Consider the following 15,067-nt stretch of genomic DNA (forward strand, 5'->3'; position numbering starts at 1 on the left):
CGCGTGTCACGCACCACCACGGCCGCGGCCAAGCCGCCCGTATCCGGCCCCGCGCCGGACGCGGGCGGCCGCCGTCTGCCCCGCACCCTGCACCCGGTCGCCTGGTGGATCTGGGCGCTCGCCCTCGCCACCGCCGTCAGCCGCACCAACAACCCGCTGCTGCTCTTCCTCGTCCTCGCGGTCCTCGGCTACGTCATCACCATGCGCCGCACCGAAGCCCCCTGGGCCCGCGGCTTCAAGTACTACCTCTACCTCGCCCTCACCGTCGTCGCGATCCGGGTGCTCTTCCGTGCCGTCTTCGCCACCGGCATCACCCCGCGCGACCACTTCCTGTTCTCGCTCCCCCACATCCCCACCCCCGACTGGTACGCCGGGATCCAGCTCGGCGGCCCCGTCTCCCTGGAGGCGCTGCTCTCCGCCGCGACCGACGGGCTGCGCCTGGCCTGCATGCTGTGCTGCATCGGCGCCGCCAACACCCTCGCCAACCCCAAACGGGCCCTGCGGATCCTGCCCGGAGCCCTCTACGAGCTGGGCGTCGCCGTCACCGTGTCCATCAGCGTCGCGCCCCAACTGGTGCAGAGCGTCCAGCGCGTGCACCGCGCCAAGCGGCTGCGGGCCGGCCGCTCCAAGGGCCTCCGGGCCCTGCGCGGGATCGTCGTCCCCGTACTCGAAGACGCCCTGGAGCGCTCGCTGCGCCTGGCCGCCGCCATGGACTCCCGCGGCTACGGCCGCGCCGGCACGGCCACCCGCCGCTCCCGCCGCGCCACCGGCGCCCTCATGCTGCTCGGCATGTGCGGACTGTGCGCCGGGGCGTACGGCCTCCTCGACGCCACCGCCCCCAAGCTGCTCGGCCTGCCCGCCATGGGCGCGGGCGCGCTGCTGTGCTTCGCCGGCCTGCGCCTGGGCGGGCGCCGCGTCACCCGGACCACGTACCGCCCCGATCCCTGGCGCTTCGCCGAATGGGCCGTCGCCGGATGCGGGGTCCTCTCCGCCGTCCTGCTGTTCACGAACGTCGGCTTCAACGCCGCCGAGCTCAACCCCTCCATCTATCCGCTCAGTTGGCCCACCCTGCCGCTCGTACCCGCGGCCGCGGTCCTCCTCGCGGGCACCGCCGGGTTCCTGGCACCGCCCCCGAGCCCGCCCGCCCGGGCGGCCGTACCCGCACAGCGCACCGAGGAACCCAAGTGATCACCTTCGACCAGGTCACCGTCCAGTACGAGGACACGGCCGGACCCGTTCTCCGCGACGTGGACCTGACCGTCGAGGAGGGCGAGCTGTGCCTCGTCGTCGGCCACACCGGCGTCGGCAAGTCCACCCTGCTCGGCGCCGTCAACGGCCTCGTCCCGCACTTCACCGGCGGCACCCTGTCCGGCCGCGTCCTCGTCGACGGACGTGACACCGCCCGGCACCCGCCCCGTGAACTCGCCGACGTCGTCGGGGTCGTGGGCCAGGACCCGCTCGACGGCTTCGTCACCGACACCGTCGAGGAGGAACTCGCGTACGCGATGGAGCAGTTGGCGGTGCCGCCGGCCACGATGCGCAAGCGCGTCGAGGAGACCCTCGATCTGCTCGGGCTGGCCGACCTGCGCCACCGCGCCCTGCACGAGCTCTCCGGTGGCCAGCAGCAGCGGGTGGCCATCGGCTCCGTGCTGACCGCCCATCCGCGCGTCCTGGTCCTGGACGAGCCGACCTCGGCGCTGGACCCCACCGCGGCCGAGGAGGTCCTGGCCGCCGTCACCCGCCTCGTCCACGACCTGGGCGTGACCGTCCTGCTCGCCGAGCACCGGCTGGAGCGAGTGGTCCAGTACGCCGACCGCGTCATCCACCTGCCGGGGGACGGCCTCGTCGTCTCCGGGGCACCCGCCGAGATCTTCCGTACGTCCTCCATCGCGCCGCCCGTCGTGGAACTCGGCCGGACCGCGGGCTGGTCCCCGCTGCCGCTGTCCGTCCGCGACGCCCGACGCGCCGCCGCCCCGCTGCGCACCCGGCTGACCGACCGCACGCCCCCGCCGGTCCGGCCCGCGCCCCCGGCCGGCCGGCCGGTGCTCCTCACGGCTCGCGGCGTCACCGTGGCGTACCACGGCGTACCGGCGGTGCGGGAGGTCGGCCTGACCCTGCACGGCGGCGAGATCACCGCGCTCATGGGCCGCAACGGATCGGGGAAGTCCTCCCTCCTGTGGGCCCTCCAGGGCTCGGGGCCGCGCAAGGCGGGCTCCGTGGCCGTCGGAGGTCCCGCCGGTTCCACGCCGCGGGATCCGCAGAAGCTGTCCGCGGCAGCGGCCCGCGGCCTGGTCGGCCTGGTCCCGCAGACCCCCACCGACCTCCTCTACCTGGAGTCCGTCGAGCAGGAGCTCGACCAGGCCGACACCGAGTCCGGCGTGACGTCGGCGGCCACCGCGTCGGCCCGGAGCATCCTGGACCGGCTGGCGCCGGGCATCCCCGGCGCCACCCACCCCCGCGACCTCTCCGAGGGCCAGAAGCTCGCCCTGGTCCTCGCGATCCAGCTCGCGGCGGCCCCGCGCGTCCTGCTCCTCGACGAACCCACCCGCGGACTCGACTACCGCGCCAAGAGCGAGCTCATCCGGATCGTGGACGGCCTCGCCGCCGAAGGGCGGGCGGTCGTGATCTCCACCCATGACGTGGAATTCGTGGCGCGGGCCGCGGACCGGGTCGTCGTGATGGCCGAGGGGGAGGTCGTCGCCGACGGCCCCACCAGCGAGGTCATCGTCGCCTCCCCCGTCTTCGCCCCCCAGACGGCCAAGATCCTCGCCCCCCTCCCCTACCTCACGGTCGCCCAGGTGGCGGCGGCCCTTCCCGCCGACGAGACGGACCCGGCCTCATGACCGCACGCGCCGCCGCCATCCGGATCAACGCGCGGGCCGGGATCGTCATCGCCATGGCCGCGTTCCTCGGGGTCGTCGCGTTCTTCTGGCCGTTCCTCGTCGCTCCGGGCAAGTTCGGCTCCCACTACGCCCCGCCCCTGATCTTCGGCGTGCTGCTGGTCATCGTGCTGTGCGTGGTCATCTCGGAGATCGCCGAGGGCGGCATCAACTCCAAGGCCCTGGCGATGCTGGGCGTCCTGTCGGCCGTCAACGCGGCCGTCCGCCCGCTCGGCGCGGGCACGGCCGGCATCGAGACGGTGTTCTTCATCCTGGTGCTCGCCGGGCGCGTGTACGGCCCCGGTTTCGGCTTCACCCTCGGCTGCACGTCCCTGTTCGCCTCCGCCCTGATCACGGGCGGGGTGGGGCCCTGGATGCCATACCAGATGTTCGGCTGCGCCTTCGTCGGCATGCTCGCCGGCTTCCTCCCCCGGGCCACGGGCCGCAAGGAGGTCGCGATGCTCGCGGTCTACGGATCGATGTCCGGGTATCTCTTCGGGTTCCTCCTGAACCTCTCCTTCTGGCCGTTCTCCCTCGACCCCAACAGCTCCGTCGCCTACCTGCCGGGCCTGCCCTTCACCGAGCAGTTCCAGCGGTACCTCGCCTTCGACCTGGCCACCTCCCTCGGCTGGGACACCGGCCGGGCCGTCACCAACTTCGTCTGCGTCTGCCTGGCCGGCCCCGCCGTGCTGACCGTGTTCCGCCGCGCCGCCCGCAAGGCCCGCTTCCAGGCACCGGTCCGCTTCGAACCCCCTGACCGGGGATCCCGGCCGGGGGGTTACAGTGGTGGGAGCGAAGGGGAGTAGTCCTGCGATACCGCTGGTCGACACACTGGATGTCCTTGGGCATCCCGGCCACCGGGCCCTGCATTCTGGGCGGACGAGACCTTCGGCTACGGCATGACCAGGCCCACATGACCATGTGGGCTGCTTCGTTGTGCCGGGCCGAGTGGTTCTTCCCATCGCCCAGCACGGGTGCCGACGGAGCCTGAGGCCCGGCCCCAGCAGAAAGACCCCGGAATGTCCCTCGACCCTGTGGCGATCCTCACCGCCTTCGGGCTGATCTTCCTCGCCGAACTGCCTGACAAGACCATGTTCGCCTCATTGGCCATGGGCACCCGTATGCGGCCCCTGTACGTGTGGTTCGGCACCTCGACCGCCTTCATCGTGCACGTCGCCATCGCCGTGAGCGCCGGCAGCCTGCTCTCCCTGCTGCCCGACATGGCCGTCAAGCTGGTCTCCGCCGCCCTGTTCGCCTTCGGTGCGTTCGTGCTGCTCCGCAGCGGGGACGACGACGAGGAAGACGGCGCCGGCAAGATCGTGACCGGTTTCTGGCCCGTCTACACCACCGCGTTCACGGCCGTCTTCATCAGCGAGTGGGGCGACCTGACCCAGATCACCACCGCCAACCTGGCCGCCGCCAACGGCTGGCTCCCCACCGCGATCGGTTCGGCCCTCGCCCTGATGTCCGTCTCCGCACTCGCCCTCGTGGCAGGGCAGTTCATCGCGAAGAAGGTGCCGCTGAAGACCGTCCAGCGCATCGGTGCGCTCTGCATGGCCGCTCTCGCCGTCTGGACCCTCGTCGAGGCCTTCACCGGCTGACCCGGTGGCCCGCCTCCGCCCCCGGAGTCGGGCCAGGAGCCGGTCCCCCGCTCCGCAAGTGGGCGGCACCGGGGGTGCGTTCGCGTCGTGGTCCGCACGTTCGGCGTCGCCCGGCGGCGGACCGGACCGGAGGGGGCCGGGCACCGGGTGGTCACGGGTAGGCTGTCGGCACAGCTGGTTCGCCCCTGCCACCAGGCGGGACGCGTCGTAAGAGGGAACCCGGTGGGAATCCGGGACTGCCCCGCAGCGGTGAGTGGGAACGACCGCCGTCATTGAGCACTGGGCCCGAACGGGTCCGGGAAGCGACGGCCAGTAGGTGTCGCCCTAGTGGGCGGCGCGCCCGCGAGTCCGAAGACCTGCCCGCTGGCCGTACGGCGATGCGCCGTGCGGTGGTCCCGAGGGCACCCCCGGGGCCTTCTGGCGCGACTCGCGAAGGAGAGTTGACGTGGCTGACCGGACCACCACCGTGAGGTGCGTTTCCAGGACCCCGGACGAGTACCGGGGCGCCTCGGGGCCCGTGACGGGTGCGGCCACCGCCCCGTCGGCGTTCGCCGCCCCGGAGCCGACCACCCCGTAGCCCCGGAGCCGAGCCCCTGCCGGCTTCCGTCGGGCACCCCCCGTCGCGCCCGCCCCAGGACGTCGCGTCCTGCCGGGCACTGCCGTGCCGTCCTGTCGGCCGGAGCACGGGCCTCGGCGCGCGACCCCGCGCAGCCCCGCGAGCCCTCACCACCCGGATCCCGCCCGACGCGAGCCGTCTGCGGTGGCCCCGGCGTGCGGCAGCGGGCGCGGGGCGTCCGTCGGCGAGGCGCGAGAGACATCCGAACCATCCGCGGTGAGAGGACCATCCATGCCCCGCAACCCCACGAAGTCCCTGCTGTCCGCGATCGCCGCGGCCCTGCTCGTATCCGGCTGCGGCGGGGGCGGAACGCCCGCCGCCGCTCCCCCGGCGGGCGCTCCCGCCAAGGGCTTCCCGGTCACGGTGAACAACTGCGGAGTGACCACCACGTACCAGCGCCCGCCGCGGCGCGCGGTATCGCTGAACCAGCACGCGACCGAGGTCATGCTGGCGCTCGGCCTGGAGAAGTCGATGGTGGGCACCGGCTACCTGGACGACAAGATCCTCCCCGAGTACCAGGCCGCCTACGACGGCGTGAAGGTCCTCTCCAAGGAGTACCCCTCCTTCGAGGCGCTCCTGGAGGCCGAGCCCGACTTCGTGTACGGCGGGTGGACCTCGACGTTCGACGAGAAGGAGGGGCGCGGCCGGGCCGCCTTCACCAAGGCCGGGATCAACACCCACCTCAACAGCGAGGAGTGCCCCACCGGTCCGGTGAACGTGGCCTCGATGGACGAGGAGATCCGCACGCTCGGGAAGATCTTCGGTGTACCGGAGCGGGCCGAGGAGCGGCTGACGGCACTGCACGCCACCCTCGGGAAGGTGGAGAGCGGCCTCGCCGGCGTCACCCCGGTCAAGCTCTTCGTGTACGACAGCGGTGACAAGACGGCCTTCACCGCGGGCGGGAAGGGCGTCGGCAACGAGATGATGCGCCTGGCCGGCGGGGAGAACCTCTTCGCCGATCTCGACAAGGCCTTCGGCGACGTCTCGTTCGAGCAGGTGGCGCAGCGCGCCCCCGAGGCCGTCGTCATCTACGACTACGGCGACCAGTCCGTCGAGGACAAGAAGAAGTTCCTGCTCGCCCACCCGGCGCTGAAGGACGTCCCCGCGATCAAGAACCAGCGGTTCGCGGTCCTGCCCCTGTCCTCCACCGTGCTCGGCGTCCGGATGCCGTCGGCCGTCGAGTCGCTGGCGAAGCAGCTGCATCCGGGCCGCGTCCAGTGACCGGTGCGAAGGCGCCCGTGGCCGAGGGGGCCGCGCTCCGCGAGGCCGGCCCGTCCGTGCCCGTACGGCGCCCCGGGCTCCCGTACGGTCTGGTGCTGGCCTTCCTCGGCGTCCTGGTGGCCTGCGCCGCCACGGCCGGGATCGCGGCGGGTTCGATCAGCGTCCCCGCCGACCAGGTGTGGAGCATCCTGCTGCACCGGGTGCACCCGGCCCTCGCCGAGCCGACGTGGACGCCGGTGCGCGAGACGATCGTCGTCGACGTCCGGCTGCCCCGGGTGCTGCTGGCCGGTGTGGTGGGCGCGGGTCTGTCGGTGGCCGGGATGGCGCTGCAGGCGCTGGTCCGCAATCCGCTGGCCGACCCGATGCTGCTGGGCGTGTCCTCGGGCGCCTCGGTCGGGGCGGTGCTCGTCCTGGTCCTGAACCTCAGCGTGTTCGGGCTGTTCACCCTGCCGGTCGCCGCGTTCTGCGGGGCCCTGGCCGCGCTGGTCGCCGTGTACTTCCTGGCCCGCTCCGGCGGGCGGATGACGACGGTGCGGCTGGTACTGGCGGGTGTGGCCACGGCCGAGGTGCTGTCGGCGCTGGCCAGCTTCCTGATCGTCACCTCGAACGATCCGCACAAGACGCAGTCCGCGCTGCGCTGGATGCTCGGCGGGCTGGCCGGTACCACGTGGACGACGGTGTGGATCCCGGTCGGCGCCGTCCTGGTGGGGACGGGCGTGTTGCTCGGTGTGTGCCGTCCGCTCAACCTCCTGCTGGCCGGGGAGGAGGCCGCCGCGGCGCTGGGGCTGGACGTCCACCGCTTCCGCGGCGCCCTGTTCACGCTGGTCGCCCTGATGATCGGCACGATCGTCGCGGTCAGCGGGCAGATCGGCTTCGTCGGGCTCATCATGCCGCACGTGGTGCGGCTGCTCGTGGGCGCCGACCACCGGCGGGCGCTGCCCGCCGCCGCGCTGCTGGGGGCGGCCTTCCTGATCTCGGCGGATCTGGCCGCCCGTACGCTCATGAGCCCCGAGGAGATTCCCGTCGGCATCCTCACCGCCCTCGTCGGCGGTCCCTTCTTCCTCTGGCTGATGCGACGTAAGGCGGCCCGGTGACGAACCGACCGATCTGTGAGCCCGGTTCCCTCGACGCCGAGGACGTCAGCGTCGTCGTGGACGGCAAGGCCCTCGTCGACGGGGTGTCGTTGCGGATCGCACCCGGCGAGGTGGTGGGCCTGGTCGGCCCCAACGGCGCGGGCAAGTCCACGCTGCTGCGCACCTTCTACCGGGCGCTGCGGCCCACGTCGGGCCGGGTGCTGCTGGACGGCGAGGACGTCTGGCGGATGCCGGGCAAGCGGCTCGCCCGGCGGCTGGCGGCCGTGCTGCAGGAGACGTCCGGGGACTTCGAGCTGACGGTGTACGACGTCGTGGCCATGGGCCGCACCCCGCACAAGCGGGCCTTCGCGGGTGACGACGCGGACGACCGCGACGTCATCACGCGCTCGCTGGAGGAGCTCCACGTCGGCGCGCTGGCGCACGCGCCGTTCGACCGGCTGTCGGGCGGGGAGAAGCAACGGGTCCTGATCGCCCGTGCGCTGGCCCAGCGCACGGGGACGATGGTCCTGGACGAGCCGACCAACCACCTGGACCTGCGCCACCAGCTGGACGCCCTGCGGCTCGTCCGGCGGCTCGGCGTCACCGCCGTCGTCGCGCTGCACGACCTGAACCTCGCGGCGGCGTTCTGCGACCGGATCTGCGTGATGGCGGGGGGCCGCGTCGTCGTCACGGGAAGTCCCGGGGAGGTGCTCACGGCGCCGCTCCTGTCCGAGGTCTACGAGGTCGAGGCCGAGGTCATCGAGCATCCGCGCACCGGGGTGCCCTTCGTCAGCGTCCTGCCGGACCGCGAACGGCCGGGGTCCGCCGGTCCCGGCTGAGGTCGCGTCAGCGGGCGGCGGGGTGCAGGGCCGCGTACTCCAGGGGGGCAGACGGGTCGATCGATACGTCGAGCCGCGCGGGGTCCGCGCCCGCGCGGACCAGGAGGTCGCCTACGGCGGCGATCATCGCCCCGTTGTCGGTGCACAGGGTCATCCGCGGCACCCGCAGCTCGAGCCCGGCGGCGGCGCACCGTTCCTCGGCCAGGGCCCGCACCCGCGAGTTCGCGGCCACGCCGCCCACCACGACGAGGGTCCGCACCCCGTACTCCGCGCAGGCGGCCAGCGCCTTGCGGGTCAGTACGTCCGCGACGGCTTCCTGGAGGGAGGCGGCGCCGTCGGCGAGGGGGATGTCCTCGCCCCGGATCCGGTGCTGCTCGGCCCAGCGCGCGGCGGCGGTCTTGAGCCCGGAGAACGAGAAGGCGTAGGGGGCGTCACCCGGGCGTGTCAGGGGCCGGGGGAACGCCACCGCGCGGCCGTCGCCCCCGCGGGCCGCCCGGTCGATCGCGGGGCCGCCCGGGTAGGGCAGGCCGAGGGCCCGGGCCACCTTGTCGAAGCACTCGCCGGCGGCGTCGTCCACGGTGTCGCCGAGGTGCAGGATCGGATCGCGCACGAGGTCCCGTACGAACAGCAGCGACGTGTGGCCGCCCGACACGATCAGCACCATGCACGGGTTCGGCAACGGTCCGTGCTCCAGGGTGTCGGCGGCGACGTGCCCCGCGAGGTGGTGCACCCCGTACAGCGGGACCCCGGCCGCGTAGGCGAGGGTCTTCGCCCCGGCCAGCCCCACCTGCAGGGCGCCGGACAGACCCGGTCCGGTGGTCACGGCCACGGCGTCGACGTCCGAGATGCCCAGCCCCGCCTGCTCCAGGGCCTCGCGCACGACGGGGTTGAAGGCCTGCACGTGCGCGCGGGCGGCGATCTCCGGCACCACCCCGCCGAAGCGGGCGTGCTCGTCCATACTCGAAGCCACCACGTGCGCGAGCAGCCGCCCGCCGGACACGATCCCGGCCCCGGTCTCGTCACACGAGGACTCGATGCCCAGCACCACAGGAGAGCCCACCACAACCTCTTTCGCATCCGTTATGCACCTGCAAGATCCTTGCAACAAGGTACTCGGTGGCCCGACCATGACGGGGACCGACGGATCCACCCGAGGACGGAGACGGCCATGCGCAGTGGGCGACCCAGCCCCCGGCAACTGCGGGACAACTTCGACAGGGCACTCGCGGCCGCGCTCGCGGGGCAGGGCCTGCGCAGCTGCCAGGGCTTCGACGACTACACCGACAGCGCCCTGTGGGCGATCGCCCGCGCCCGTCCGAACGTCCCGGACGGCCTCGTGGAGGCGGCCCGCCGGGCCTTCGCCGGACAGCTCGACGGCAGCAACTCCGCGCGACGTCAGGAGGACCTGCCCCGCATGCTCGCCGAACGCGGGGCGGGCAGCGGCACCGGCGAGGGGCGGGATCCGGCCCGGCCGGACGGCCCCGCCGGCTGACCGGTCGCGGGCGGCGGAGCCAACACCCCCGGCAGCGTGGTGGCCGGGTACATGGGCGGCCCGCCGATTGTGAGGGCCCGCCACATATCAGGCCGCTCCGGGGACTTCTACGTTGTGGCGACACGAACGTCCCCGCGAGCACCTGGAAGTGGTGTACATGGTCTCCCCCGCAACGGCCGCGCCGGCCCGGTCGGGCATCGCGCGCATCATCAGCGCGAGCCTGATCGGCACCACCATCGAGTGGTACGACAACTCATCCGACCAGGGCTGCGACCTGCTAGTTCTTACATCTGGCGCCTGCATGACCAGCACGGGGTCCCGCCCGAACCTCCTGGTGTCCTGCGGGCCGACCAGAACGGTCACTGCGAAACCGCACCCCAACCCCGACCTTCCTCGCTCACCGTAGTTATGCGGCGAGACCACATTGAGGTCAAGCCCAGCCGGTCAGGTCGTAGACGGCTTCGCACCGGGGGTCGTGGGTGTCGTGGGTCTCGTGAGCGGCCAGGGGCGTCGGCTCGTCCGGGTACAGGAGGGCAATGAACTTGGTCGAGGCCCACCACCGGACCGGTCGCAGAGTTCCGTTATCGGACAGGGGAAGATCGACGCCGATGGTGCGGCCCTCATGGTCGAGGTAGATACGGACGGCGCCGGGGTGGTGGTCGAAGCCCGTCAGGGCGTAGAGCTCGGGGGCCGCTGAGGGCGTCGCATCGTGCCAGAAGGCGTCGCCGACGAGGTCGGCGATGAGGTAGTCGATGCCGTCGTCCAGGGTGACCTCGGCTGCTTCGGGAACGACCGAGCCGACCAACTCGGCCACGTCGACGTACGGAATTCCCTGCCGCTCGGCCGCCGATCGCCGGCGTCGCGGGACGCGAGCGACCCTGGGCCGTGGCCACCGCCGGCAAAGAGGGCATCCGGCTCACCGTTCCCGGTCAGCCCACTGCCGGCGCAGGCAAGCCGGGGCGTGCGGGACGACGCGTCGTCCACCCGCCGGCACGTCCGGGGAGTCGCTGCCACTTGGACGACAATCAGCCGTCAAGCAGCGGCCACGGCCTGTTGGCAGTGGCCGCCGACAGCCGCGTCACGCTCTTCGACGCCGCGAGCGGCGCGGTCAGTAGGTCGCATAGGTTCGCCGGCGTGCGCGGCGTACGCCCGTTCCCCTCACCCGACGAGCAGGTCCTCGCCGTGGCGAGCCCGAACTCCACCACCCTCTGGGACGTGGAACAGGAAAGGACGGTGCGGGAGATTCCCACCGGCGAGTACCAGGCCTGGTGCACGACAGAGCTCGCAGACGGGGTAGAGCCTGGGGTGATCACCGCGGGCAGGGGGCGCCTCCGACTCCACGGCGACTCCGGACCCCACGACCTTCCTCTGCCGGCGGATCGCTCGTCGGTCGACATCACCTGCATGACCGTGCTGCCCGACGGGGGGCTCGCTGCCGCCGTGCGTGGGAGCCTATTGCTGTGGGACCTCAAGCACGGAATGTTCCTGGGCGAGGAGCCGGTCGGCGATCCGTCCTGGATCCGCGCTTTGTGTGTACTGCCCGCTCGGAAGCAGCACTTCTCCCTTGCCATGGCCTCCTACGACGCGATCTGGCTCTGGAAGGATGTCCGGCGGGACGGCTGGTTCTCACTGCCGCGCCGAATCTCGACCCGCGGGCGACTCCGTCACGGCCCTCCCTCCCCTCGACCTCGGAGCGGGCTCGGCTGTGCTCGCGTCCGCGGGCGGCACAGGTCTGCGCCTGTGGGACCTGCCCGCAGGCGAGGCGGTTCACTCCCTGCTCACTGCGGCGCCGGTGAGCAATCTGGTGACCGGCACCGGCAACGTCTTCCACCTCGGCGGCCCGTCGGGCCTCGCAGCCCTCACCTTGCCGAGCAGCCGAGGGAGGCACATCTGGCCGGGGAAGTAAACTTCACCTCGCGGCGTCGCCCGCGGCTCGAAGGCCTTCTGCCGGTCACAAACACGCTCCACCCCGCGCGGACCGTTCGCGAGGCTGCCGAAGGTGATCCAGGAATGGGGCGGCAACGGCCCTGGCAGGGGCCGGCCGTGGTGTCTGCCGTTGGCGGACCGGGTGCTGCTGGTGGCCGTCTACTACCACACCAGCCTGGGCAGCTCGCGCCGCTGGCGGGATCTCCCTGGCCACCGTCTGCCGGGTCATCCAGCGCCTTGAGCCATTGCTGGCGCTGGAACTGGCCCCGCAGCCGGACGCCCGGGTTGAGCGGTTATGGATCGTGAACGGCACCCTCGTGCCGGTCCGCGACCGCACGGTCGGCGCTTCATCCCGCAACCGCCCAAGCTAGACCCCTACAACACCCTTTAAGTAGAAGGCCGGACCCAGGTGTAACCGAGCTCCGGCAGATTCACACCTAGAGGCCCCTCTCGATCGAAGCCGCGATGGCGCGAAGGCGTTTCGCCGCCGATCGCGCGTCACCGATCCGGTAGGTCGCATAGCGCGGATCCTGCACGTCCTCAATGCTCCGCACGATGTCCAGGTCGAGGCGGTCGAACAGCCTGAAAATGTCCAGCAGTTCGTCGATGTTCGGCGCCAACGGTGATCCGCGCTCGATTAGCGAGACATCGCGGGCTGAAACGGCCTCCTCCGTCTCCGACTCGGTCTTGAGTCGGGAGATGACAAGAGACAGGATGTCGAGCTCGCGCTGCCGCGTGTCGATGAGCCCGGCGAGCCTGGACAGCCCGTCCGGCGTCTCGAACAGCATCCCGACATCCGCCGGTCGCAAGCCGAGGGCATCAGCGGAGCTGACGACCTGGCCCAACTCGTCGGCGGTGATGAGCGCCCACTGCTTCCGCTTGGCCATGTTCTTGATCGTGTCGCCACTGAAGGCGGGGCCGATGATGGCGACGTACTCCGCGGAGCGCTTCTCCTTGTGCATGTCGATTGCCACGTCGCTCACGTTGGTGTGCGTGATCCGACCGGATGACGTCGACTTTCCGTCCACGATCGCGGTCCGCAACGACCCGTTGCCGTCGTACCACTGCACGAGGATGTCAGTGTCACCGGAACCGCTGATGCGCTGGGCGCGGAAGCCCATGTGCCTGAACGCGCTCTCGATGGACACCTCGAACGCCGCACCGGATGCCGCGCCGTCGGCGCCTGGGTCGACGGAGCAGCGCGTCAGCGATTCCACGATGAGCGAGAGCTTGTCCGGTTCGCCCAGCGCGCCCGACGTGGTTTGCGCCAGGCCCGGAGACAGCTCCAGCTCCACGGCGGCCTCCGGCAGGTGCGGTTCGGCAAGGGGGAGGGTCTCGATGAGACGCAGCCCGGTTGCCGTGGCCTGGACCGACGACCAGGACGTCTCGATGAGCAGGCCCGATTCGACCATGAAGGCCGTGAGCCACCGTACCTTGTCCTTGTTCAAGCCGTACGTGATGCCTTCCTGGTACACGTCGTTCCTCGGAACATTGGCCTTCGCCGCACGGATCAGCTCGCCGACGAACTTCATGTTCGCGTGAAGGATCCGGATGAAGTCGATGTCCGATCCCGACCGCAGCCACGCCTTGGCAGCCGGCGTTGCCGTGAACACCCCGCGGCGAACCTCCAGAAGTAGCCCGGCGGCCCGCATGAACGGCAGCATGCTGTCCACGCTGCTGCGCTTCAGGCCGAACCGGTCCGCGATGAAGCCCAGCAGTGCCTCCTTCTCCAGCTGGTCCTCTGCGGCCGCGATGCACGTCCGCAGGTTCTCGATCTTGTTGGGGTCCTCCTTCGGGCTCGGAACCCAGATGTTGTAGGTGTTCCTGGCCTCCTGGGCGCCGTCGGTCGCGGCCAGGTGCGCGAGGAGTGCGGCGATCTCCTCCGGTGTGTCGGGAATCTCGACTGCTTCGCCCGAGTCGTGCATGGTCAGAGCCGAAGGCGTCACGACGTCCCAGGTGGCGAAGAGCGACCGTCCTTCAACGGTCGCGCCCTGCTTCCGCTCTCCCAGCCATTCGGTCAGCCCCAAGACTTCGAGCCAGGTCATGCGGAGACGCGCGTTATTGACGCTCGTCCAGTCAAGGTTGTACGACTCGACCAACTCGGCACTGGCCTCTTCGACCGTCAGCGGCTCGCGCACGAGGAGCCCGAGCACCTCGGCGAACAGCCGGATCCGCTCGGCCATCAACGAGGCGAGACGTGAGCGCGACTCGTCCGCGAGCAGTTCGGAGCCCTCGGAAGTCAGTTGAAGAAATCCTTTTCGAATCTGGACCAACCCCATCGGACGCAGCGCGTACGAGTACCGCCGCCAGGACCTCGACGACTCCACACTCGAAAGCTGCGGCTGGACGTCGAGATCCGTGGCCTCACCATTGCCGATCCGGCGAACGAGCTCGAGGGTGAGCGGGAACATCTCGTCCTTCCCGCACTGGAGATTCGGTGCGGATGACGCCTGCTGCATCCACCTGCTGCGCTGTGCCCCGAGAGTTAGCGCGCTCGGGGCGGTGGCCGGTTGGCTGGTAGCGCTGAAGAGGTTCGGAGTCATTCTGGTAAGGCCGTTCCGTTCATCTGACTGTCGGGTGAATTCGGCAGAGGCTCCCGCCATGCGCGCACGTTACTGCCCACCACTGACAGCCGAGACCCAACTCCCACTCGGACAAATAGAACTGATCGAACAACAGCTGATCCGGATTGAATGCGTCACAGCCTGTCGGCACTGCCTGGCAGGCAACCGCTCACGTGGTAGGCGTGGGCGGTGCCGACGGATATGCCGAAGCCGGCGGCGATCTGTGCGAGCGTGTCGTGCCGACGAAGGTAGACCAGGCCGACGAGGGCACGCTGGTGGGGCGGCAGCTTGCAGCGTCGGTCACCCTCACGGGTGACGATGAGCATGGATACCCACTCGACCAGAGCGTGAGGCAGGTCGAGTGCGGCAGGTTGGAAGACCAACAGGCCTCCTGTGCCGATGGGTTGAGGCTTGGAGCACCTCCCTCAACGGCGCGGGAGCCCTGTGCGCTGTGGTCCTCATCCTGACTCGGCCAGGGTCACTCGATCAGTGGCCACTCTGAAAGAGCTCCGTGATCGGCAAATCGCCGGAGCGGATCGCCCCTCTTTGCGTGCGCTTGTGGTGGGCTGGTTGGCTCGGACAACCGCGGGGTCTGCCGACACCGTCCAGTCGATGTCGGCGTCGGCGTCCGCCAGCTGCCAGAACGGCGGTGAGGATCATCTCCCAGGTGCCGTCGATGTCCCATCCGATCAGCCGTTTCTGGGCGGTCCCGAAAGAGCAGAGCTCGTCGGGCAGGCCCCGCCAGGGCTAGTTGGTGCGGCACCTCCACGCGATGGCCTCGAGGGGCGTCGGCAGTCGGCCCACCGCTGGCCTTGGACCGGATCGGCCGGCATCAGAAGGGCAATCCGCCCCACAT

12 protein-coding genes, 3 pseudogenes and 1 riboswitch are annotated in these 15,067 nt (G+C 71.1%); of the genes and pseudogenes, 10 read left to right on the plus strand and 5 right to left on the minus strand.

All coding sequences use genetic code 11. The annotated features are described in order from the left end of the window. Window positions 1-3 precede the first annotated feature (3 nt). From ABZZ17_RS16780 to ABZZ17_RS16815, 8 genes are all read left to right on the plus strand, one after another. Window positions 4-1,188, plus strand: a complete 1,185-nt coding sequence (locus ABZZ17_RS16780) for an energy-coupling factor transporter transmembrane component T (protein ID WP_356876576.1) — start codon at window positions 4-6, stop codon at window positions 1,186-1,188. Further along, window positions 1,185-2,843 carry an ATP-binding cassette domain-containing protein gene (locus tag ABZZ17_RS16785; protein WP_356876578.1) on the plus strand — a complete coding sequence of 553 codons (1,659 nt, stop codon included), beginning with the start codon at window positions 1,185-1,187 and terminating at the stop codon, window positions 2,841-2,843. The genes ABZZ17_RS16780 and ABZZ17_RS16785 overlap by 4 nt, the downstream gene beginning before the upstream one ends. Further along, the gene (locus ABZZ17_RS16790) at window positions 2,840-3,685 is read left to right on the plus strand and encodes an ECF transporter S component (RefSeq protein ID WP_356876580.1); all 846 of its coding nucleotides are present in this window, start codon (window positions 2,840-2,842) and stop codon (window positions 3,683-3,685) included. Before ABZZ17_RS16785 ends, ABZZ17_RS16790 begins: the two co-directional genes overlap by 4 nt. 213 nt (window positions 3,686-3,898) lie before the next feature. Continuing rightward, entirely contained in the window at window positions 3,899-4,480 is a 582-nt protein-coding gene (locus ABZZ17_RS16795; protein ID WP_356876582.1) for a TMEM165/GDT1 family protein, read from the plus strand. Window positions 4,481-4,638: 158 nt separating this feature from the next. Further along, window positions 4,639-4,859: riboswitch (cobalamin riboswitch) on the plus strand. 66 nt (window positions 4,860-4,925) lie between these two features. After that, a complete protein-coding gene (locus ABZZ17_RS16800) occupies window positions 4,926-5,057 on the plus strand; it encodes a hypothetical protein (protein ID WP_356876584.1) in 132 nt (43 codons plus the stop codon). A gap of 270 nt (window positions 5,058-5,327) precedes the next feature. Next, window positions 5,328-6,317 (plus strand): ABC transporter substrate-binding protein, encoded by a 990-nt coding sequence (locus ABZZ17_RS16805; protein ID WP_356876586.1) that lies wholly within the window; start codon window positions 5,328-5,330, stop codon window positions 6,315-6,317. Window positions 6,318-6,373: 56 nt separating this feature from the next. Then, on the plus strand, window positions 6,374-7,411 hold the full coding sequence (locus tag ABZZ17_RS16810) for an iron ABC transporter permease (protein ID WP_356876680.1): 1,038 nt from the start codon (window positions 6,374-6,376) through the stop codon (window positions 7,409-7,411). An 11-nt stretch (window positions 7,412-7,422) separates the two neighbouring features. Continuing rightward, window positions 7,423-8,229, plus strand: coding sequence for an ABC transporter ATP-binding protein (locus ABZZ17_RS16815; RefSeq protein WP_356876682.1), 807 nt, complete (start codon window positions 7,423-7,425; stop codon window positions 8,227-8,229). Between the two features lie 7 nt (window positions 8,230-8,236). On the opposite strand, the gene tsaD is transcribed toward ABZZ17_RS16815, so the two are convergent. Continuing rightward, window positions 8,237-9,277, minus strand: coding sequence for a tRNA (adenosine(37)-N6)-threonylcarbamoyltransferase complex transferase subunit TsaD (gene tsaD, locus ABZZ17_RS16820; RefSeq protein WP_356876684.1), 1,041 nt, complete (start codon window positions 9,275-9,277; stop codon window positions 8,237-8,239). A gap of 120 nt (window positions 9,278-9,397) precedes the next feature. Here tsaD and ABZZ17_RS16825 point away from each other — a divergent pair, with 120 nt between their 5' ends. Next, window positions 9,398-9,721, plus strand: a complete 324-nt coding sequence (locus ABZZ17_RS16825; RefSeq protein WP_356876588.1) for a hypothetical protein — start codon at window positions 9,398-9,400, stop codon at window positions 9,719-9,721. A 430-nt stretch (window positions 9,722-10,151) separates the two neighbouring features. On the opposite strand, the gene ABZZ17_RS16830 is transcribed toward ABZZ17_RS16825, so the two are convergent. Next, entirely contained in the window at window positions 10,152-10,535 is a 384-nt protein-coding gene (locus ABZZ17_RS16830; protein ID WP_356876590.1) for a hypothetical protein, read from the minus strand. Between the two features lie 1,167 nt (window positions 10,536-11,702). Between ABZZ17_RS16830 and ABZZ17_RS16835 the strand changes: the two are divergent. Then, a pseudogene (locus ABZZ17_RS16835) lies at window positions 11,703-12,006 on the plus strand (transposase family protein); the annotation flags it as partial. Between the two features lie 78 nt (window positions 12,007-12,084). On the opposite strand, the gene ABZZ17_RS16840 reads toward ABZZ17_RS16835, so the two are convergent. The 3 genes and pseudogenes from ABZZ17_RS16840 to ABZZ17_RS16850 all read right to left on the minus strand — a co-directional run. After that, entirely contained in the window at window positions 12,085-14,058 is a 1,974-nt protein-coding gene (locus ABZZ17_RS16840) for a restriction endonuclease (RefSeq protein WP_356876592.1), read from the minus strand. A 329-nt stretch (window positions 14,059-14,387) separates the two neighbouring features. Next, window positions 14,388-14,594 (minus strand): annotated as a pseudogene (locus ABZZ17_RS16845) (transposase family protein); the annotation flags it as partial. A gap of 183 nt (window positions 14,595-14,777) precedes the next feature. Further along, window positions 14,778-15,067 (minus strand): annotated as a pseudogene (locus ABZZ17_RS16850) (transposase); the annotation flags it as partial.

Source organism: Streptomyces sp. NPDC006512 (assembly GCF_040611935.1).
Classification (GTDB): domain Bacteria; phylum Actinomycetota; class Actinomycetes; order Streptomycetales; family Streptomycetaceae; genus Streptomyces.